This window comes from Lysinibacillus sp. FSL M8-0216 (genome assembly GCF_038595555.1).
Lineage (GTDB): Bacteria > Bacillota > Bacilli > Bacillales_A > Planococcaceae > Lysinibacillus > Lysinibacillus fusiformis.
Map to the genome: position 1 here is coordinate 3005613 of NZ_CP152007.1, position 22214 is coordinate 3027826.

The 22214-nt window shown below is 37.2% G+C and carries 21 protein-coding genes; 4 read left to right on the plus strand and 17 right to left on the minus strand.

Going from position 1 to position 22214, the window contains the following annotated elements:
- Nucleotides 1-64 precede the first annotated feature (64 nt).
- From MKX57_RS14740 to MKX57_RS14785, 10 genes are all read right to left on the minus strand, one after another.
- On the minus strand, nucleotides 65-1204 hold the full coding sequence (locus tag MKX57_RS14740; RefSeq protein ID WP_008178227.1) for a M20 peptidase aminoacylase family protein: 1140 nt from the start codon (nucleotides 1202-1204) through the stop codon (nucleotides 65-67).
- The gene (locus MKX57_RS14745) at nucleotides 1197-2039 is read right to left on the minus strand and encodes a GNAT family N-acetyltransferase (protein WP_342550382.1); all 843 of its coding nucleotides are present in this window, start codon (nucleotides 2037-2039) and stop codon (nucleotides 1197-1199) included. The genes MKX57_RS14740 and MKX57_RS14745 overlap by 8 nt, the downstream gene beginning before the upstream one ends.
- Before the next feature lie 48 nt (nucleotides 2040-2087).
- A complete protein-coding gene (gene menC, locus MKX57_RS14750) occupies nucleotides 2088-3218 on the minus strand; it encodes an o-succinylbenzoate synthase (RefSeq protein WP_342550383.1) in 1131 nt (376 codons plus the stop codon).
- A 28-nt stretch (nucleotides 3219-3246) separates the two neighbouring features.
- Entirely contained in the window at nucleotides 3247-4251 is a 1005-nt protein-coding gene (locus MKX57_RS14755) for a dipeptide ABC transporter ATP-binding protein (RefSeq protein ID WP_171365113.1), read from the minus strand.
- On the minus strand, nucleotides 4248-5243 hold the full coding sequence (locus tag MKX57_RS14760) for an ABC transporter ATP-binding protein (protein ID WP_239355190.1): 996 nt from the start codon (nucleotides 5241-5243) through the stop codon (nucleotides 4248-4250). The genes MKX57_RS14755 and MKX57_RS14760 overlap by 4 nt, the downstream gene beginning before the upstream one ends.
- Nucleotides 5244-5262: 19 nt before the next feature.
- Nucleotides 5263-6177 (minus strand): ABC transporter permease, encoded by a 915-nt coding sequence (locus tag MKX57_RS14765; protein ID WP_008178216.1) that lies wholly within the window; start codon nucleotides 6175-6177, stop codon nucleotides 5263-5265.
- Nucleotides 6178-6194: 17 nt separating this feature from the next.
- On the minus strand, nucleotides 6195-7112 hold the full coding sequence (locus tag MKX57_RS14770; protein WP_342550384.1) for an ABC transporter permease: 918 nt from the start codon (nucleotides 7110-7112) through the stop codon (nucleotides 6195-6197).
- A gap of 65 nt (nucleotides 7113-7177) precedes the next feature.
- Nucleotides 7178-8776, minus strand: a complete 1599-nt coding sequence (locus MKX57_RS14775) for an ABC transporter substrate-binding protein (RefSeq protein ID WP_342550385.1) — start codon at nucleotides 8774-8776, stop codon at nucleotides 7178-7180.
- A gap of 8 nt (nucleotides 8777-8784) precedes the next feature.
- Nucleotides 8785-10275: a M81 family metallopeptidase gene (locus MKX57_RS14780; RefSeq protein WP_089986284.1), complete on the minus strand. Its 1491-nt coding sequence runs from the start codon at nucleotides 10273-10275 to the stop codon at nucleotides 8785-8787.
- A gap of 296 nt (nucleotides 10276-10571) precedes the next feature.
- Nucleotides 10572-11948: a D-serine ammonia-lyase gene (locus MKX57_RS14785; protein WP_107922546.1), complete on the minus strand. Its 1377-nt coding sequence runs from the start codon at nucleotides 11946-11948 to the stop codon at nucleotides 10572-10574.
- A 152-nt stretch (nucleotides 11949-12100) separates the two neighbouring features.
- On the opposite strand from MKX57_RS14785, the gene MKX57_RS14790 reads away from it, so the two are divergent.
- A complete protein-coding gene (locus MKX57_RS14790; RefSeq protein WP_089986283.1) occupies nucleotides 12101-12646 on the plus strand; it encodes an XRE family transcriptional regulator in 546 nt (181 codons plus the stop codon).
- Nucleotides 12647-13256: 610 nt separating this feature from the next.
- On the opposite strand, the gene MKX57_RS14795 is transcribed toward MKX57_RS14790, so the two are convergent.
- Complete coding sequence (locus MKX57_RS14795; protein ID WP_090002576.1) at nucleotides 13257-14654, minus strand: PLP-dependent aminotransferase family protein; 1398 nt, start codon at nucleotides 14652-14654, stop codon at nucleotides 13257-13259.
- A 129-nt stretch (nucleotides 14655-14783) separates the two neighbouring features.
- Between MKX57_RS14795 and MKX57_RS14800 the strand changes: the two genes are divergently transcribed.
- Entirely contained in the window at nucleotides 14784-15947 is a 1164-nt protein-coding gene (locus MKX57_RS14800) for a PLP-dependent aminotransferase family protein (RefSeq protein WP_107922534.1), read from the plus strand.
- 45 nt (nucleotides 15948-15992) lie between these two features.
- Here MKX57_RS14800 and MKX57_RS14805 read toward each other — a convergent pair whose 3' ends face one another.
- On the minus strand, nucleotides 15993-16547 hold the full coding sequence (locus MKX57_RS14805; RefSeq protein ID WP_089986281.1) for an XRE family transcriptional regulator: 555 nt from the start codon (nucleotides 16545-16547) through the stop codon (nucleotides 15993-15995).
- A gap of 116 nt (nucleotides 16548-16663) precedes the next feature.
- On the opposite strand from MKX57_RS14805, the gene MKX57_RS14810 reads away from it, so the two are divergent.
- Complete coding sequence (locus MKX57_RS14810; RefSeq protein ID WP_043990450.1) at nucleotides 16664-17251, plus strand: LysE family transporter; 588 nt, start codon at nucleotides 16664-16666, stop codon at nucleotides 17249-17251.
- A gap of 43 nt (nucleotides 17252-17294) precedes the next feature.
- On the opposite strand, the gene MKX57_RS14815 is transcribed toward MKX57_RS14810, so the two are convergent.
- The 5 genes from MKX57_RS14815 to bioD all read right to left on the minus strand — a co-directional run bounded on the left by MKX57_RS14815 (nucleotide 17295) and on the right by bioD (nucleotide 21442).
- Nucleotides 17295-17417 (minus strand): hypothetical protein, encoded by a 123-nt coding sequence (locus tag MKX57_RS14815; RefSeq protein ID WP_008178200.1) that lies wholly within the window; start codon nucleotides 17415-17417, stop codon nucleotides 17295-17297.
- Between the two features lie 385 nt (nucleotides 17418-17802).
- Nucleotides 17803-18798, minus strand: a complete 996-nt coding sequence (gene bioB, locus MKX57_RS14820) for a biotin synthase BioB (RefSeq protein WP_107922535.1) — start codon at nucleotides 18796-18798, stop codon at nucleotides 17803-17805.
- Nucleotides 18795-19388, minus strand: a complete 594-nt coding sequence (locus MKX57_RS14825) for a biotin transporter BioY (RefSeq protein ID WP_089986279.1) — start codon at nucleotides 19386-19388, stop codon at nucleotides 18795-18797. Before MKX57_RS14825 ends, bioB begins: the two co-directional genes overlap by 4 nt.
- Nucleotides 19381-20757, minus strand: a complete 1377-nt coding sequence (bioA, locus tag MKX57_RS14830; protein ID WP_342550386.1) for an adenosylmethionine--8-amino-7-oxononanoate transaminase — start codon at nucleotides 20755-20757, stop codon at nucleotides 19381-19383. Before bioA ends, MKX57_RS14825 begins: the two co-directional genes overlap by 8 nt.
- A complete protein-coding gene (gene bioD, locus MKX57_RS14835; RefSeq protein ID WP_089986278.1) occupies nucleotides 20738-21442 on the minus strand; it encodes a dethiobiotin synthase in 705 nt (234 codons plus the stop codon). Before bioD ends, bioA begins: the two co-directional genes overlap by 20 nt.
- Nucleotides 21443-21706: 264 nt before the next feature.
- On the opposite strand from bioD, the gene MKX57_RS14840 reads away from it, so the two are divergent.
- Entirely contained in the window at nucleotides 21707-22171 is a 465-nt protein-coding gene (locus tag MKX57_RS14840) for a hypothetical protein (RefSeq protein WP_008178191.1), read from the plus strand.
- Nucleotides 22172-22214 lie beyond the last annotated feature (43 nt).

Below are 22214 nucleotides of genomic sequence, written 5' to 3' on the forward strand. Positions count from 1 at the left end.
AATTCTTCAGAAAAATATTTTCGCAATATTCTAATCTAGTCTCTTCTACTAATTTTCACTAATACTATGGTTTAAATAATTTAATGGTAGTCATAGCAAGAATTTTTACACCATTTTGCAAAGCATCTAAGTTAAAATTCATATGAGGATGGTGCAGTCCAGGTTGTAAATCGGTTCCAAGTCCAATCATTGTAGCTTTAATATGAGGAAAATACTTTTTATAAAAATGGAAATCTTCCCCTCCAGGAGTAATGACTGGAGCAGCGATTGCGTCATTCCCTAGAGCTTCAATAATAGCTTCTCCCACTAGTTCCTCAAGTTGTGAACTAGGTTCCGCAGCAATCATCGATGCTAGTGTCTCTATTTCAACTATTGCCCCATTTGCTGAGCCCGAAGAAAGAACCGCATTTTCTACCTTTTTAAGTAAATCTTCCATAACATAGTTCTGTTGTGCACGGACATCAATGCCAAATTCAGCATAATCGGGAATGATATTAATATTGTTTCCACCGGCCTGAACCATGGTTATTTTGACAGATGAGGATAATGTCGGATCTGTTTTAACTGAGTTAACAGCCTGAATAATGGCTCCAAGTGAATCAACAACATTTATTCCTAGATTTGGTCGTGAACCATGAGCTTGAATTCCATGGATCTTCCCTTTCAATAGTGTTGTCGCGCCATGATAGATGGCAGGAGATGCTTGGCCAAATTTTAATTCTTGAATGGGACGTACATGTATCCCTAGTAAACAATCAACATCATCCATAACGCCTCTATCAATTAGAGCCTTAGCTCCTAAACCGGATTCCTCAGCTGGCTGAAAAATAATTTTAATAAGCCCCCTTGGTTGAAAACCTAATTTCTTTAGACAAGAAATAGTATGAAGAACCATTGTCATATGAGCATCATGACCACAGGAATGATTGGCTTTCCATTCACCGTCGACCAGCTGCCATAACGCATCAATGTCTGCTCTAATTCCAATGGTTGGACCAAGTTTTTCATTTCCCCAATATCCAACAACTCCGGTATGCTCCTCAAACCTCTCAAAAGGTATTTTCAAATATTCGAATTGCTTACATAAGTAATCCGTTGTCTCTTTTTCTTTCCAACTAATTTCCGCATTACAATGAAAATGATGATATGTTGATTTTATTAGCTCTTTATTCTCATCAACCCAATTATTGATTTGTTCAATCATATAGGGGCTCCATGGATTTATTTTCAATAACATAAAAATGAATGTTAGCTAAATTTTTTTTTAACATTCCGGTTACTACAAAACCTTTTGAGAAAGCATCATTTACTGCATCTCTCAACTTATACCTCCAAGCCTTCGCCGCTTCAAAATCCTCTTGTTTCAAAATCTGAAAATTAGCTGGAACAGGTATTAAATATCCGTCTTCATTCTTAATCGATTCTCTCTCATTGGGATATGGGATATTTCTACTATCACTATATGACAGCAGAGACTTATAGTGATTAACCAATGTATCCTTTTTGAGTACACCGGTAAGTGCATTCGCTACTCGGCTCGAACAAATATCCCATTCTACTAAAAAACGATCAGAAGGTAGACCTTTATTCAGTTTATCGCTCATTTCACCATAATAAGAAGGAAAGTACGTTTGAGAATAAGCTCCTAGCTTATTAAGATTAAAGTATGCATTTTTGGCTTCTAAAGGATCAAAAGTCCATACAATTTTTTGATAGCCGTATTCCACTGCCCACTCCCTTTGCTTAAGTTTTAGCTGTAAGCCTATCCCATAATTACGGTACTTACTATGGACGCCAGTCATATGAGAAATTAAATATTTTTTCCCATTCTTAAAGCCCGAAAAACCGTATGAAAACCCAATTAATTCACCTTCTTTAAACGCTCCAACGATGTTTCCACCATTGTGAGTTGCAGCAACAAGCTGCGGAAGAGGCGTTACTACATCTTTATCCCAGATATCCTCTTGAAAACTAACTACATCTTGTATTTCCTTTAAACTTATAATACTTTTATAGATGATTGGCTGTATGAAAACCATTGGTAAATCCCTCCAGACACCATGAAATAAAATCAACTTGAAAATCATTTAGTAGAACTTTATTTTATCTCTAATAAACTCTTTCTGGGTCACTGTAAGTTGATTAATGAATTCCTGATTAACCTCAAAACCAATTCCAGGTTGTTCTGGAACAATAATAGTGCCAGCCTTTGAAAGCTTTACTTCTGGTAAAATGATATCTTTATCAAAATAACGACTTGAAGCAGATGTATCACCCGGAATACTAAAGTTACTTAATGAAGCGATTGCGATGTTATGAGCCCTACCTATACCAGCTTCAAGCATTCCACCACACCAAACTGGGATATTTTTTTCCTCGCACAGATTATGCATTCGAATTGCTTCGAATAGCCCTCCTACACGACCAACCTTAATATTAATAATTTTACATGCATTAATTTCAATTGCCTTTCTTGCATCTTCTAATGAATGAATACTTTCATCTAGACAGATAGGTGTTGTTAATAATTTTTGTAATTTTGCGTGATCTATAATGTCGTCATGAGCTAACGGCTGTTCCACCATCATTAAATTAAACTGATCTAATTCTTGTAATAGTTGTAAATCATTCAAACTGTAGCAAGAATTAGCATCAGCCATTAGTGGAATTTGTTCTCCAAACTTTTTCCGAATAGCCTCTAAAGGTTTAATGTCCCAGCCAGGTTTTATTTTCACTTTAATCTTTTTGTAGCCATCCTCTAAAAAGCCTGCCACCTTGTTTAATAGAGTTTCTATGTTATTTTCAATTCCAATACTTACGCCCACTTCAATCTCTGATCGTTTACCTCCTAGTGTAGTAGATAGCGTTTGCCCTTTTTGCTTGCTATATAAATCCCAAATGGCCATTTCAAGTGCTGCCTTTGCCATGTTATTTCTACGTATATAGGAAAACAATTCTGAGAAATCTTTGGGCTCTTTAATTTCATTTTCTAATAGCTTTGGAATCAAGTAAGTTTCAAGCATGTGCCATACTGTACCTGTAGTCTCTTCATTGTATATAGGAAAAGGCATCGCGACACTTTCAGCAAAGCCAACTTTATCTCCACCATGAACCTTAACGATGATAATATCCTTTTCAGTCACTTTACCGAAGCTAGTTTCAAACGAAGATTTTAAGGGTAATTTAATTCTTTGTAACGAAATTTTATTTATATCCATTTAGTAATACCTTCCTTTTTATATAAAATTACTTTTGGTCTCTTACTTCCGTTCTTTCTGGTTCAAACAAGTGACAAGCTACAAAATGTCCCGGTTTAACTTCTATGTTTCGAGGTTTTTTTGTCCTACAAACCTCCATACACGCGAAGCACCGCGGATGGAAAGTACAACCAAGAGGAGGATTTACCGGATTTGGAACATCACCAGTTAAAATGATCCGGTCTTTTTTTTTACTTTCAGGATTTGGGACTGGAACAGAAGACATAAGGGATTTTGTATATGGGTGAAGCGGTTCAGCAAACAATTGATTTTTATCGGCAAACTCTACCATTCTCCCTAGATACATGACCCCAATTCTGTCACTAATGTGTTTTACAACACTTAAATCATGAGCAATAAAAATATAAGTTAGTCCTAATTCTTTTTGGAGGCTTTGAAAAAGGTTAAGTATTTGTGCCTGTACAGATACATCTAGGGCAGAAACTGGCTCATCTGCTACGATAAGTGACGGTCCAACCGCGATTGCTCGGGCGATACCAATTCTTTGTCTTTGCCCTCCACTAAATTCATGAGGATAACGATCTGCATGAAAAGCACCTAACCCCACCATTTGCAAAATCTCTATTACTTTCTGTCTTCTTTCTTTTTTAGTCGCTCCTATTCCATGTGTTAATAGTGCTTCTTCTAAAATAGAAGATATTCGTAGACGAGGATTTAAAGAAGCAAATGGATCTTGGAAAACAATTTGCATTTGTTTCCTGAGCTTTCTCAATTCCTGCTTGCTCAAGCTTAGAACATCTTTGCCTTCAAATAGGATGTTACCACTTGTTGGTTCAATTAATTTTAAAATACTTCTACCAGTTGTAGACTTGCCACAGCCGCTTTCTCCAACAATTCCTAATGTTTCTCCTTTAAATAGCTTGAAAGTAACGCCATCAACAGCTTTCACATAGTCTTTATTTTTTGAAAAAAAACGTTTATTGATTGGAAAATAGGTTTTTAGATTTTGAACTTCTAGCAATACTTCACTCATGCGAATGCCTCCTCCTTACTATATAGCCAACATCTAACAGAGTGTTCGTTATTCGTTTTTATGAGAGGTGGGTTGCTTTCAAAACATTTTAAATGAGCTTGGGTGCACCGAGAAAAGAAAGGACATCCTTTCGTTACTTCTCCGATATTAGGTACATTGCCTTCGATTGGTTTCAGCTTATCCTGTTCATCTTCAAGACTAGGAATAGAATTTAATAGACCAATTGTATAAGGATGTTGTGGATTTTTATAGATCGTTTTCACATGGGCTTCTTCAACAATTTGTCCATAATACATCACCATAACCCGATCAGCCATTTCTGCTACAACACCTAAATCATGCGTGATTAATAATATGGCTGTATCGTAGTTAGTTTTGAGATCATTCATTAAATCTAAAATCTGGGCTTGTATAGTTACATCTAATGCTGTTGTCGGCTCATCAGCAATTAATAGGCTAGGATTACACGCCATCGCCATTGCAATCATGATCCTTTGTCTCATTCCGCCAGAAAGTTGATGGGGATATTCGTTAACAATTTTTTCCGGACGTGGAATTCCAACCTTTTTTAATATATCTACCGTTTGCTTTTTTAACTCATCTCCTGAGGCATCTGTATGAAGCTTAAGAACCTCACTAATTTGCCTGCCAATTCTATGAACAGGATTTAAGGATGTCATAGGCTCCTGAAATATCATTGAAACGTCTTTCCCTCGAATCGAACGCATTTTCTTTTCAGATATTTGATTAAAATCCATATCTTTAAAAAGAATTTTCCCTTCAATTTCACCAACACCATTTGCTATTAATCTCATGATTGAAAGGGACGTAACGCTTTTTCCACATCCAGATTCTCCTACCAAAGCAAGTGTTTCACCTTTATTAATAGTAAAGTTCACCTGACTCACTGCATTGACAAAATCTTTCTTCCCCGTTTTAAATTTAATAGAAAGGTCTTCCACTCTCAGAAGCGCTTCATCTTTTATTCCCATATTTTTCACTCCCAAGCAGTTATTTTTGCCTTGGATCTAATGCGTCACGTAATCCATCACCTAGCAGATTAAAACCAAGGACGACTAACATAATGGCCATACCTGGGAAAAGGGACATCCACCAAGCCTGCCCTAAAAAAGCTTTCCCGACGTAAGCCATCGAACCCCATTCAGGAGTTGGAGGCTGAGCACCGAGCCCCAAGAAACTTAACGCTGCAGCTACTAGAATACTAGTTCCAAATTGTAAGCTGGATAAAACAATTACGGGTGATAAGACGTTTGGAAATACGTGCTTTACAATGATTTTAAAATCTGAAACTCCAAGGGCCTTAACTGCCTCTATATATTCTTTTTCTCTTATTGATAAAACCGATCCTCGAACTACCCTTACATACGAAGGTATTGCCGAAATTGCGACTGCGATCATCGCGTTCGTTAATCCGACCCCAAGTACAGCAATAATAGCGATGGCAAGAAGGAGTGAAGGAAAAGCCAGTAAAATATCCATAACCTGCATAATATAAATATCAAATTTACGATAATAGCCTGCTATCACTCCTAAAATGACACCGATAACACCTGCGATTAGCACTGCAACAAGCCCCATCATTAAGGAAACCCGACCACCATATAATATTCTTGAAAATATATCCCTCCCAAAATCATCTGTCCCTAAAAAATATTGTCCTCCTGGAGGTAAAAACCTTTGTTCGAAATTCATTACGTCAACTGGATGTGGAGCTATCCAAGGAGCAAGTAAGGAAATTGATACGAAGAACAATAAGATAAAGGCCCCACTAACAGCACTTTTGTTAGTTATTATTCTTTTCCCCACGACTGACCAGTAAGTTTTAGACTTTGCTTCAGAATCTTTATTGTGAGGCGGATTGAATTTAGTTTCTGAATCTGTAAGTTTAGGAGCTGAACTACTCAAAATACTTGCCTCCCTTTCTAATACTCAATACGAGGATCTATTAGACTGTAAACGAGATCCACGATCATATTAGTTATAATAAAAAGAAATGCCATAAATAGAACTAACCCTTGTACTGTTGGCAAATCCCTTTTAGTAATGGCTTCAATAGAAAAACTCCCTAACCCCGGTAGTGCAAATACCGTTTCTATGACTACTGCACCTGCTAATAGAAAACCAAACTGTAGACCAATTAAAGTAATAACTGGGATCATCGCATTTTGGAGGGCATGCTTAAAAATCATAGGAATCATGGCAAGTCCTTTAGCTTGAGCCGTTCTCATAAAATCTTGTTTAATAACTTCAAGCATGCTAGACCTCGTCATTCTTGCTATATTGCCAGCTGAGCCTAAACCCAGTGTTATAGATGGCAAAATTAACGAGTAAAACCCTTGATATCCAGAAATAGGGAAAATATTGAATTGGTAGGAAAACATCCAAATTAAGAATAATGCTATCCAAAAACCTGGTGCAGATATTCCTATTAAGGAAATCACCATAGCTAGTTGGTCAAAGATTGTGTTTTGTTTCACTGCTGCTAAAATACCCATTAAAATTCCAATGACGGCTCCAATGATTAAACTATAAAGTGCTAGTTGTACTGTAATTGGAAAGCGAGCCACAATCTCTTCACCCACTGTCAAACCCGTAATATAGGAAGTCCCTAAGTTCCCTTGCAACACATTTTTAATGTAATCAATGTATTGAATAAAAAGCGGTTGATCTAACCCTAAAGTCTTTTTCATTTCCACTATGGCCTCTTCTGAAGCAAAGTCTCCTAGAATATAAGTTACGGGATCACCCGGTATGAGATGCATCATCAAAAAGACTAAAATTGATACACCAATTAGAGTAATAACCATTGAAAGAGTTCGATTCAAAATATATTTAGACAAGTTTTAATCCCCCCTTTTAATAAGGCAGTTAGCGATGAGCGGTCCCTAACTTTACAGGTTAATTTTTATTTTGAAGTGATATCATTGAAAATAATTGATTGTGAGTAAGGATTTTGTTTAAATCCATTAATGTCACGGTAAGCGGTTACATTTTCACGTACAAATAACGGAACCCAAGGAGACTCTTCCACAAGGAATTGCTGTGCTTCCTCATAAATCTTCATCCGCACTTCCATATCCATCGTTTGACGTGCTTTAGTGAGTAAATTGTGTAATTCTTCAGGTTCGTAATGCATTCTTAATGAACTTCCTTTTCCAAAAAGCATATATAAGATATCTGGATCTGACCATCCGTACGTATTTAGAATGGCATCATGTAATCCCTTTGGTGTGTTTGCACTAATGGATGCTGGCTCTTGAACAGAAATATTAACTACAATACCAATCTCTTTTAATTGGCCTTGAAGAATTTGAACAATTCTTTGCATAACTGGTTCATCAGATAACCATATTTCAAATGAGAAAGGCTTTCCGTCCTTCTCTACAATGCCATCTCCATTTGTATCCTTCCACCCAGCTTCTTCGAGTAACGATTTAGCTTTTTCCACATTTTGCGTGTATTTTTGTGCTGCCTCTCCTTCAACTTTCTCACTATATCCAGGGATGCTTTGAGGCAGTGGACCAAAAAGTGGTTTTGCATAACCTTCCAAAGCAAATTCTACGAGTGGATCCCGATTGATACCAAGTGCGATAGCTTGCCTAACACGTTTGTCTTGGAACATTGGTTTTTTATTATTGAAGCCTAAGTAAGTTATGCCTTGTTCGAACATACGATCAATTTTCACACCCTCTGTTGTTTCGAGGTCTTTAATATAATTCGGGGGCACATTAGTCATAATTTGCGTGGTACCTTTTTTAAATTCTAGTACCCTCGTATCGTCATCCGTAATGAATCGGAATTCATATTTATCAAAACCAGGTGCGCCCTTATTGTCTACAAATGGTGGGCCCCAATTATAATCCTCATTTTTCATATAAGTAATAGAAGATCCACGTACTCTTTCCTCAAATTTAAATATTCCTGAAGCTGAAGGATTTTTTCCAAAATCCTCACCGTAATCATCAAGTGCCTTAGGATCCATCGGTGCTAAATAGGCGGTAGTTAATCCACTGGCAAAAGGTGCAAAAGGCTCTGTGAAATAAATCATTAATTTTTGCCCATCAACTTCCATTTTGTCCACTGGTCCAGCTAAAAACTTGACGGCAGAATACTCTAGGAACCTTTCAAATGACTTTTTAACCGCTTCAGCAGTAAGCGGTTCCCCAAAATGGAACGTGACATTTTCATCTAAATAAAAAGTCCAAATCTTACCGTCATCTGAAATATCATATTTTTCAGCAAGACCAGGTATTATATTTCCCTCCAGGTCTCTTTTTAACAATGTGTCATAAATATTAGCAGTTGAATTATCAACCCAAGTTGTTTTATGGACATCAATTGTATCCGGCTCACGAACAGAAGAGATGACTAATGTATTCTTTGATTTGCTATCGCCATTTCCAGAACTTTGTTCATTTGAATTTGGGGTACAGCCTGCTAAAATAACCATGATCATTACCATAACGATTAATTTAATTCCGCTGGTTTTCTTTTTCACCTTCATCCTCCTCTTTACTTAACTTTATCTTTCTGTAAAAATTCAACATCTTTTTTAAAAGGATAAACTTCTTTTGCAAGTCTTGAATGTTCAAAAGAAAACAGGTTAAAACTTGATAACCCAGGTGAGTCAACGGTAATGATTGTATGGGCTAAGGGTTCAAATCCGGCACGGAAATGCTGACTTGATTTTAAAGCGACAATTTTGTATGACCTAATATCAATCCCGTGTAATAAAAAGATTTGTTCATCCAGTGTTTGCGACCTTTTAGAACAAACAACAATATCAATATCGCCAACTACTAATCTTGCAGACTTACCATAATTTACTTTTGCACCTTTTCCCATTTGAGAAGACTGGATAAATCGGCCATCTGCTAGAGTTTTAACATAAGCAGTTACCTTGAGCGGTTTTCCATGTAAATCATCTGTTTTGCCACCTAGTAATACATCGATTGTTGCTCCTACTCCACTATTATGAGCAATATTCACTACTTCCGGGTCATAAATAAAACTGAAACAAGCATTTTCAAGATTTGCCTCTATCATGGCTGAAAGTAGATGAGTTCCATCACCTGGCGTACCCCCTCCAGGATTGTCTGAAGTTTCGTTAATGACAATTGGCTTTCCTTCTATTTTTAGTGCTCTTTTAATTCCTTCATCTGGATTAATAATGTCTGGAAAAAACATCTCTTTTGTATTCCAAATCTCCAAAGCGATTTCTTCTGCAGTTTGATCTGCAAGCTCCTGATCATTATTAGTGACGGTCACCACCGAAACTCCAACTTCAGGTATATTCGTGTAAGGAAAGCCATGAAAGAATGTGCAATCAATAATTTTTTCATTTACTTCATGTGCCCAGCACAGTTCATTGATATTTTTTGCTGGTGGTAAATTTGTAGTAGATGTAGGAATCATAAGTGGGAGTTTTTTTAGGCTCATTTTTGGTTGAAGCTCACCTGAAAGAATTTTTCGGGTAATATCGATTGCCTCGATTCCTCTTTCAAAACAATCAACATGTGGGTAAAAATTAACGCCCAATAGGACATCTGCTTCTTGAACCATCTGATCCGTTATATTTCCGTGTAGGTCTAGCGTGACGACAACAGGAATTTTATACCCGACAACTTCTCTAATAGCGGATAATATACCGCCTTCAAGATCATCAACGTCTTCCGCGACACCAGCACCATGAAGTGCAAGACAAATGGCATCATACTCTTTCACAGCTTTAATTGAATTCGTTAACTCCTGAAGAAGCACGTTGTAGGTTTCTTTTGTTATAACTCCAGAAGGCATGGCAAATGCTGAAAATAAAGGAATTATTTCTACTCCTGTTTCTTCAGCACGTTCCATCATTCCACCTAAGTAATCTCTTACTTTACGATGTTTCTGTAGGATCTCGTCGCCATGAATCCATTCCCATTCCTTAAACGACTCAACAGTTGTTTTCTCATTAGCAAACGTGTTTGTCTCATGTGCAATTTCGCCTATCAAGATTTTCATTATTTTACCCACCCTTTTTGAAGTATTTACTTTAAAATAAAACAAAAATAAAGTAAATGTTTTATTTTTTTAATCATATTGATTTTGGGCAAAGTTGTCAATACAGTTATTTATTTTTTCTAAAATTTCAGAATTTATAGATACATGTACCTGTTCAGCCAGCGCTATCATCAAAACAGGACAACAATCTACCGACTCTTGTCCAAATAAATCTAAAAAAAGCAACTGGACATAGCGATCGCCATGTTCAGTTGCAAAAAATTGCTTATTTATATAGAAAAGGCCCAGCACTTTTTTTATCGAGAAACTATGTCTGATCCATCAATTTTGTTTTCTAGCGCCAACTTCAAACCTTTTTGATAATATTGATTCATGATATCTTCCGGAACCATGCTCCCCCCAGTTCCCCAAATAATATGTGTACTGTTTTTCATTAATTGTTCTGTTAAATGAAGCTTGCTTAAATAATCAGTGCCCTCTTTATATAATTTTATTGGTCCTAACATACCAGCTAGTGCTGATGGTTCTAAATAAATGCCTTCAGTATCGACAAGGTCCTTAAGTAACCTATACAATTGTTCATCGCTAACAGTAAAATTACCACTTAAAAAAGGTTCTATAGTCTTACCAACAAATCCAGAGGGTCTTCCTACAGCAAGTCCATCTGCCTCTGTTACATTATCAATGCCAATCTCTTGCACAGAAACCTGATCATGCAGTCCTGTCATTAAACCGAGTAGCATACAAGGAGAGTGAGTAGGTTCAGCAAAGAAACAGTGAACATTATCTTCAAACAATAGCTTCAAGCCAAAAGCTATCCCCCCTGGACCGCCACCTACACCGCATGGAAGGTAAACCATTAAAGGATGGTGTTTATCTATCATTATATTCAGATCATCTAATTGTTTTTTTAAGCGTGACGCAGCTACTGCATAGCCTAAAAATAAATCATGTGAATTTTCATCATCCACAAAATAGCATGTTGGGTCCTTTTCTGCCTGAATTCGACCTTCTTCTACTGCTTTACTATAATCAGCTTCATATTCAATAACAGTGACATGACTATTTCTGAGCAAGTCCTTTTTCCATTGCTTAGCATCTGCTGACATGTGAACCGTCACATTAAAGCCTAATTTTGAGCTTATAATACCAATACTCAGTCCTAGATTCCCAGTTGAGCCTACTGCAATAGAATAGTGTGAGAAGAAAGATCGGAACTTCTCACTAGCCAAAATTGAATAATCATCATCGACCGTTAACAAATTATGTTGAATAGCCAAATTCTCTGCATGTTTGAGAATTTCATAAATCCCCCCTCTAGCTTTGATAGATCCAGATATAGGAAGATGACTATCACATTTCAGTAATAAATCACCTAAAATTGGCTGCTGAAAAGTATTCTGTAATGATTGCTTCATGGCAGGAACATCCACTAGAGGAGATTCAATCATTCCCGCTGTTCCTTCCGTTTCAGGAAAAACCTTCGCTATATATGGAGCGAAGCGTACCAACCTTTCCTCCGCATCCCTTACATCCGCTTCGTTCAGAGGGGATTTTTTAATTCCTGATTGGAAAATCTCCATATTCGGATTTATCCAAAATACTTCCTCCATTACTGTAAGCTTATCGAATATTGGATATTGTTCTTTCCATATTTGTTTATCTTTTTTCATCATCTAGCTGATCCCCCCATTTTTCTTGTAGTAGTTCTAGTTATAAAATATAATTAAATAATATTTAATAAAGTTTAACACATTTGCTGTTCCCGTTAAATAAAATTTAATAATGTTAAATAATTTTTAATTCATATGATAGGAGTTTCAAAATGGAGAATATTGATATTGGGAAGAAAGTTGAGAAATACAGAAAAATGAAGGATTTGACTAATAGAGAATTAGCAGCTTTAGCTGGCATTACCCCTTCCATGTTAAGCCAAATTGAACGGGGTCTAGCGAATCCATCCATTCAAACATTAAAAGTCTTAGCAAAAACTTTAGATGTTCCAACATTTAGCTTTTTTATGGAAGAAACAAACACTGAGGCTTTAATAGTGAGATCCAATAAACGTAAGAAAATGATTGTAGATAACTTGTCCTATGAGTTATTATCACCCGATTTCACAGGTAATTTGGCGTCAGCCATTTTGACCGTTCCACCCTATACGTCTTCTTCAGAGAAACTTTTGGATCATAGAGGCGAGGAAATAGCAGTTATTATAGAAGGAAGCATAAAAATTTATTTGGGTGAGGAAGAATATCTTTTAGAAGTTGGTGATAGTGTGAAAATACCAGCAAATTTGAAGCATAAATGGGAAAATAATTCTAATACAGTGGCAGTTGTATTATTTTCTGTTACTCCTCCTATTTTTTAAAACATTAAAAGAGATATGTATGAATACGAACAAAAAATATTTTTGTCTCACCTAAACAAATTTGAATATAGAAGGAGTTAGCATGGTAAGTTCAATTAGTGAAATCACCAAAAAAATTATATGGAGGTTTGTGAGTTAACAAGTAATAAAAATGGCAACTTACATTGTACGAAGAATTTATATGTAGTAATGCTGTATCTTTAACGGAATCTGTGTATTCTTCAAATATGCATCCTATGTCCCCTTATAATGATGAGGTTTTAATAAGTTTCTTTATGTATGAGCAAATCGAAAAAATTATATACATCTTATGGGTTTACGTTTACTAGGAAAGTAAACACTTTTACAGGGGACATGACAACTCATGAATATTATTATAGGCTAGATTTATAAGTTTGACTGTCAATACATAAACGAGTCTGTAGACAAACTTAACATTTTAAGAGTTTGTCTACGGACTTTTATGTTTTTCCTCATGGATAGTCATAGTTATGTAATGCCTAGCGCACTTAAAATTTTAGGTTTCCTACAATTGCAATAGACTTGCCCACCTAAGAATCACGCACTCTTCATTAATATCTCTATACCTCTTCGTATGACTTAAAGACGATTAATCAACAAATGTATAGTCACCATTACTTTCGAGAATATCCTTTAAGATGATTAATGCTTGCTCCAACTGATACTCTGGAGCTGCTATAGCCATACGCACAGCATTCACTGGCTTTGCATTGCCGACTGCGAAGCGTTCTGCAGCATAGACCTGTACACCCGCTTTTGAGGCCAGCAATTCAAATTGTACGCCTGTGAATTTGTCTGGCAATAGGAGCCATCTGAAAATACATTCCTCGTCACCTAAAATGTGATACTCTGCTAAATAATGATTAACAAGTGCATTTTGTTGTTTTGCATATGCTCGATGTTTTTCCAATATGGTTTGAGCAACTCCTTCATGTATCAATCTTGCTGCAAGCTCTAGCATAATTGGAGAGACTGATATATTGATATTATAGAGAGTTTCCATTATTTTTTTACGAAATGCAGGAGGTGTGACGATAAAGGATAGTCGCAGCCCTGGTGAGATTGTTTTCGACAGACTAGCAATATAGATCACTTTTTCTGGTGCATAGGAAGCAATCGGAGCATATGGATTTTCCTTAAGAAAGCTATAAATTGCATCCTCAATGACAAGCAAATTTCTCTGTCTTGCTACTTCTGCGATCATTTTTCTTGTTTCTACCGACATCGTATGTGTAGTTGGATTATGAAAATCAGGGATGACATAAATGCCTTTAATATGTTCATTTTTACAAGCATACAGCAGTCCTTCTTTTGTCATCTCACCCTGGCATTGTTGTATAGCGACAAGCTGAATACCTAGCATATTGGCAGCAGTTTTCACCCCAGCGTAAGTAATAGGATCTGTCCCAATTCGATCGCCTGGCTGGAATAATGCCGCAAGTGTTCCAACAATGGCATTTTGTCCACCAGCTCCAAGCAAAATGGGCTGATCTGTTTGAAAATTTACCAATTCGAAGAGCTTGAGCACGGCCTCATTTTGCCAAGCGTTACCCTCAGGTCGCCCATATTGAAATAGTTTAGGAAAGCTAGGTTCACCTACCATTTTTTTCATATAACGAGTAATGTCCTCATTGACAAAGTTATCTGGTAGTACGGAGCCCATTTCAATGATCGGTGTCGTACGGTTTGATGGTAATAAAATTTTATTGCTAGCTGCATCCGTTGAAACAAATGTGCCACTACCAATCGAGGCATATATTAATCCCTTTTGTCCACAGAGCTTAAATGCACGTGTAATCGTGCTTAAATTCACATCTAAAAAATCTGCTAATTCGCGTTGCGGTGGCAATTTTGTTCCTGGCGTTAGCCTTCCTTCTTTAATGTCTAGCTCTAGCTGTTGTGCAATGGCTATATATAATGGAGCCGTGCTATTACTAATATCTGGCTTCCAACTCATAGGATACGCATCAAATGAATTAATAGGCATTCGCAAAGCGCCTTCTTTCTATTAATTTGCATACAATAGTTTAATTGTCTTGCATACAATGATAATATTGTATGCAACCGATGACAATGATATAATTTTTAAAAAATCAGAAAAAAAGGACCGATCATTATGCAATATTCTGAAAGAATCTTAAATACTCCATCCTCATTTATTCGAAATATTTTGAAAGTGACAGATGCAGAGGATGTCATTTCCTTTGCAGGTGGGCTTCCAAACCCAATCTCTTTCCCAATTGATGCATTAAGAGCATCAGTAGATCAAGCTATCACAAAAAATGGTAGCCGTCTATTTCAATATTCTTCAACTCAAGGTTATGCACCATTACGTGAGTACATTGCTGCGAAGTATCAACGTGTCCACGGGCTTGATATCCATGCTGACGACGTCTTTATTACAACAGGTTCACAGCAAGCACTTGAATTAATTGGTAAAGTACTTATTAATAAGGGCGATGGCATTATTATCGAAGAGCCTGGTTACTTAGGGGCTATTCAAGCCTTTACATTAGCTGAACCAACCTTTCATGGGGTAACACTAGAAAACGATGGTCTTAATCTGGAAGAATTAGAGCAAGCCCTACAACAACCAAATGTAAAATTTATTTACACAGTTCCAAACTTCCAAAATCCAACGGGTCTCACATACTCGAAAGAAAAGCGTGAGCAAATATACGAATTGGTTGCCAAGTATGATGTTGCTTTAATTGAGGATGATCCTTATGGGGAGCTACGTTTCCAAGGCGAGCCACTTCCTTATATCGGCGCTGGTAAATTAGAAAATAGTATTTTACTAGGTTCTTTCTCTAAGACGGTCACACCTGGCATGCGTCTTGGTTTTATCATTACAAAAAATAAAGAGCTTTTACAGCATATCGAAACAGCTAAGCAAGCTTCTGATCTTCATACGAATATTTTCTCGCAATATGTTATCTATGATTATTTAGCAAGTAATGATTACACGGAGCATGTTAATAAAATAATTAGCTTATATAAAAATCAATCAGAAGCGATGCTAGATGCGATGCAAGAGTTTTTCCCTGCCCATGTTGAGTACACACGACCTGAGGGAGGCATGTTCATTTGGGCAACAATGAAGGATGGTACGTCAGCCCTTGATGTATTCCATAAAGCGATGGAACAAAAGGTTGCCTTCGTGCCGGGTGATCCATTCTATACATCGAAAACGAACGTGAATACAATGCGCTTAAACTATACAAATGCAACACCTGAAGTAATCCGCGAGGGTATTAAACGTTTAGCAAGTATACTGTAAAAAAATGAAACCGTATAAACGCTTTGAAGGCGTTTATACGGTTTATTAATGTGGATAGTATATGGTCATGCTGAGACGTGTTAAAGTCTTCCCAGGGTTGATATATGTGTGGGGGCGATCAGCTTTAAAACGGATGGCATCACCGCTTGCTAATCGATAGTCCTTACTTTGTATTCGAATGATTAATTCCCCATCAAAAACGGTTAAATATTCCTCCGTTCCTTCTCTATGTGCCTCAGCGTGTAATGTTCCATTCTCCTTTATCTCGATACTATAAATTTCAAAGCGGCTATCCTTTTGAAAAGGAAAATGAGGGTAGACGATATATTTCCCGTTATCTTCCTCTAATGCATGAATGTCATTGCCTAAGATGAGCTCTATCTCTGCTTGCGGTTGATGAATAAGCTCTGTGAAAGAAACTTTTAACCCATTAGCTATTTTCCAAATGGTAGTTAATGTTGGGCTCGACTCCCCTCTTTCAATTTGTCCAATCATGGCTTTACTAACCCCGCTTAGTTGCGATACCTTCTCTAGGCTTAATTTCTCTCTCTCACGAATAGCCTTTAAATTTCGAGCAAAAATCAGTTGAATATCATCCATATTTAATCTCCTTTTAAATATATACAATATAACGCACGTTATGTATAATAAAACAAACAACGTTATAATGTCTGTTTCGGACATTATAACATACAAATTGAAAGTGGTGATGGTCCTTGCCTATATTTTCCTTTTTAGTTTTTATCACGATTACAAGCTTCACTCCTGGCCCTAACAACTTTATGGCCATGGTATTTGCCAAACAGCATGGCTTATCAAAAACGTTGCCCTTCTGTTTTGGTGTGGGAATTGGATTTTTTATCATTATTGCTCTGAGCAGCTTTTTCAACATCGTCATGCTAAATATTTTACCGACCATTAAATTACCCTTAACCATTTTTGGTGTTGGCTATATGCTATACTTAGCCTTTAAAATTGTGACAAGCAAAGAACAGGAGGAAAGCAACAACGTAGAAGAAAGACGGAACTTATTTTTTATAGGAACCTTCTTACAATTTATCAATCCAAAAGGAATACTATTTGGGATTACCGTAGTTGCTACCTACATCCTTCCTTATAATTCTTCCTACATAAGCTATCTACTATTCTCCCTCTTTTTAGGCTTCATTGGGATCATTAGTACATTTAGTTGGGCATTATGTGGGTCTGTTTTCCAAAAGGTATTGCAGCAGCATCGACAATTGTTTAATATCATCATGGCTTTATTACTTGTGTATAGTGCCTTTTCAATTGTTGTTCATTAAAAAAACAGCCCTCAACTGTCGAGGGCTGTAGAAAAAAGAACTTTTATTTTGTATATGTTAAAACCGCATTTTTTTTGAATTTCGCCAAAGCCTCTGTTGCCTCATTTTTGTTTGCATACTCAAAAATTCGAACATCCTTTTTATCAAATACTGTAATAACCCACATGTAAAAAGCTCCCTTCTCTTATTTTTTGTACTATAACAATCACTAAAATTTGTGACACTACTCGTCAACTGTTTTACAACAATTCCTTACTTGATTCTTATTTTACGCTGAATTTATGAAAAAGAAAGCTTTATGTGAAGGTCTTCACAAACTGTTCAATTTCAAACCGCTTTCATTGAACAATTTGTGAATTTCTTTATTTTTTAGGTATAAAACCGGTTTGAGATGTTAGGTTTATCCGTCATTTTTCACTCACTATCCATTGCATTACGGCTTTTATCCGTAGATTCTTTCTATTGATCCATCATCATTACAACTGTATCCATCTTAAGCAAAAAACCGTACGAGTGCACGGTTCTCTTTAGTAGATTTTATTTCTAAAGCCCTAACAAAATGCTGCCTCTTGCTTTTGCGTTAATTCAATCTCAAAGCCTAAATCCTCCAACATACGATAATCACTATTGGCTTCCTGGCCTGCAGTTGTTAAATAATCCCCAACAAATATACTATTCGCTGCATAAAGGCCCAGTGGCTGTAGAGAGCCGAGATTGATTTCACGGCCACCCGAAATTCGAATTTCCTTTGTTGGATTGATGTAACGGAATAATGCCAAGACCTTTAAACAATAACGTGGATTTAAGTCCCTTGTCCCTTCCAGCTTTGTGCCGTCAATCGCATTTAAAAAGTTAACAGGAATCGAATCTGCATCTAATTGATGGAGGGCACGCGCAATATTGACGACATCCTCCCGAGTTTCCTTCATCCCAATAATGGCGCCCGAGCAAGGGGAGATACCATGTTTTTTAACAATCTCTACCGTATTGACACGATCCTCATACGTATGTGAAGTCGTAATGAAGGAATGGTGACGCTCAGAGGTATTCAAATTATGGTTGTAGCGATCCACCCCGGCCTCCTTTAATTGCTGTGCCTGTTCTTCTTTTAGCAAGCCAAGACAGGCACAAACCTTCAAGCCATATTTTTCTTTAATTTCAGCAACTGCCTCGCTTACGACATTGACGTCCTTCCTTGTCGGCCCACGACCACTTGCCACAATACAATACGTTCCAATCTTATTGTCAAATGCTCGTTTCGCACCAGCCAAGATTTCCTCTTTCGTAATAAAAGGATATTTTTCAATAGGTGCTGTTGATTTAGAGGATTGAGAACAATAGCCACAATCCTCTGGGCAGTAGCCGCTTTTAGCATTCATAATCATATTCAGCTTTACTTTTTTACCATAATAATGCCGACGAATAGCAAAGGCACCATCCATCAATTGTAATAGCTCATCATCCTTACTATTTAAAATAGCAAGTGCCTCCTCATTGCTAATGATTTTGCCATCAATTACTTCCCGTGCTACCTGTAAAAAATTCATATCATCGTCTCCCCTTCCCCTTGAGAAATACTTTCTCTTCTAGCTGAATGAAATACTTTATACAATTTCTCTGCTAATAAGCCGGCTGAAATAGCTAAGCCAAAATCAGCAATGATACTGCTTACAAAGCCAACAACAAAAACATGTGACCAGCTTGTTTTCATATCTAACCAGAAGTTTAAAGCTATATATAAATATGGAACAGCTACAGCATATACAATGAAAAGTCCTAAAATTGTCGCCCCAATAAAATGCTTTTTCGTTGGCTTTTCAATTCTCTCAACAATCATTCCAATCACATAGGCGGCAATAGCAAAGCCAATAAGATAGCCAAATGTGGGCTGTAATACATAAGTAATGCCTCCGCCCTGAGTAAAAACAGGTAGCCCTACTAAGCCAACACCGATATAAACAAGCTGACTATATAATCCATTGCGACTACCTAGTAAACATCCTGCTAAAAAAACGAAAACAATTTGTAAAGTAAACGGGACAATCGGTAATGGAATTTTAATAAACGCCCCGATCGCCGTTAATGCAGCGAACATGGCAATCATGACTAATGCTAATGTAGAATAACGTTTAATCAACCTCCTCCCCCCTATCTTTGAAGAATTGTTCAATCGTTTCTTTCGTTGTTTTCATCATGAACGTCATTTCTTCATTTGAAATGATATAAGGTGGCATAAAATACAAAATATTGCCAAGAGGTCGTATGAGTAGACCTTTTACTAATGCTTGTTGATAAATTTGGTAACCAATTCGTTCTTCACTGGCAAATGGCTCCTTCGTCCGACGGTCTGCAACAAGTTCTATAGCCCCCACTAAACCAACTTGTCGGTATTCACCCACATAAGGCATATCATCAAATGCTGCCATTGCTAGCTCTCGCATTTGTTGCCCCTTGCGTTGAATCATGTCCATTATTTGCTCTTCTTCAAATATTGTTAATACTTCCAGCGCCACACGACATGCCAATGTATTACCAGAATAGCTATGAGAATGTAAAAATGCTTTCATTGTCCCATATTCATCATAAAATGCGTTATACACTTCATTACTTGTGAGGACAGCAGATAATGGTAAATAGCCGCCTGTTATGCCTTTGGATAAACACATAAAATCAGGTGTGATATTCGCCTGCTCACAGGCAAACATTGTTCCTGTACGACCGAATCCAACAGCTATTTCATCAGCAATTAGATGAACATCGTATTGTGAGCATAATGCTCGAAGCCGTTTTAAATAAATGGGTGGATACATTTTCATCCCTGCTGCTGCCTGAATAAGTGGTTCTATAATAACTGCCGCGATTTCCTCATGATGCACCTTGAGCTGTTCTTCTACGAATTGACTGCATGGTGCGTCACAGCTTTCTGGTACTTTTTGAAACGGGCAACGGAAACAATCCGGCCCCTGGGCACGTACAGTATCCAATAAAAGTGGCTCAAATATTTCATTGTACAGTCCTACCCCTCCTACAGATAAAGCACCAATGGTTTCACCATGATACGCATCTGTAAACGCTAGAAATCTAGTCTTTGTTTGTTTTCCAGTTTGCATATGGTATTGAAAGCTCATTTTCAATGCCACTTCAACGGCAGAAGAGCCGTTATCCGCAAGAAACACTTTATGTAAACCAGGTGGTGCTAAAGCGACTAGTTTTTCAGCTAACCGAATAGCCGGCTCATGTGTAAAATTAGCAAAAATCGTATGCTCCAACGTAAAGGCTTGATGACTTAAGGCTTGACTGATCCGCGGATTGGCATGTCCAAATAAATTTACCCACCATGAGGAAACTGCGTCCAAATAGCGTTTATCATGCTCATCATAAAGCCACACACCTTGTCCTTTTTTTATGACGATTGGCGGAAATGCTTCGTAATCTTTCATTTGCGAGCACGGATGCCAAATATGCTGTAAATCTCTAGCTTGTAAGTCAGTTATTTCTCGTATCATTTCCATAAAGCCTTTCAAATAATGTTGTGTGTGTAATGTTGATATTCACTAGCTGTGAAATGTCCTGAAGACGTGGAATAACCGCATAGGGCAAAGGGTGATACTGTAAAATCGTTTTTATATTGTCCTGTTCCATCATACTGCCCGTGTCACCATTAAAAACAATGCCAAGAACGTCAATCTGGCGTGATTGCAATGCCTCCATCGTTAACAAGGTGTGATTGATGGTCCCAAGGGATGTCCTAGTAACAAGCACTACTGGCAATTTGCTACTCACAATGACATCGAGCAGTGTGATGCTTTGTTGAACATCTAAAGGCACAAACAATCCACCTGCTCCCTCAGCTATAACGACATCGTAGGATTCTTGTAAGCATTGAATACGCTGTAAAAGATTTTCTACATCAATTTGCTGTCCCTCCAGTTGAGCAGCAAAATGAGGCGATGCGGCTTCCTTAAACGAATAGCCATTCATATGCTCTTTATTTAAAGCTTGCAAGGAATACTTCTCATACATAGCCGTATCAGCATAATAGCTATGCAAATTGTCGTATACCTCTCCTGTTTGCACAGGCTTAAAAGGTGTAATTTTCAACCCCAGCCTTTGCAATTGACACATCAACAATGTGGTGACAATCGTCTTACCAACATCTGTATCAGTACCGACAACCCAAAAATGTTGCATTGTTAACCTCCCTCCTCTTTTTAAGTTAACCTAAGACACTTTAAAAGTTAACACATTTATTTTCTTTTTGTAAATGCCTATTCTTTAATTTCTCAGAAACTTGTACAAAAATAACAAAATCTTGTCATAGCTCCTTGAAAAGTTAGACCTTTCAAGGAATGCACCAACTTAATATGTTTTTTCATAAAATAAAGTAGGAGATACTTCTTAAATGAAAGGAGTTTTATCTAGCTGTGTAGTATTACACTATATGGGGGTGGTTGTATGTTTGGGATTTTTAAAGACGCAGAGAAAAGCATTGATACATATGAACAAGTGCATACAATTTTAAAATCATTGCTTACCTATGAACTAAGAGAATTACCGACTCGCTATGAATTTTGGTATCGTGTAGCTATTCGCCAGGAGGAGTGTCGTAGTCTTCAGTCGGAACATCGTGCAAAAATTTCGATGACCTCTGCAGTAGGACGTTTTCATCAAAAACAATATGAGGCGATGACCAAGAAACTAGCCAAACTGGAGCGCCTGGCTGATATCTATAAATTATTTTGTTTGGAGGAAGAACGAGCGAATCTAAACCATCGACTATCCTTCCATCAAGAAGACATTGCCGCACTATACGATCACATTCAGCATAAAGAGCTTTATACGTATTGCGACTCGGTTCAACTGCAATTTTGGGAAGCCATCCGCGATGATATTTTACAAGCAATCGCAGACCTTGATTAAATAAAAAAAGCCAACGTTTTTATTCAAAACGTTGGCGATACAT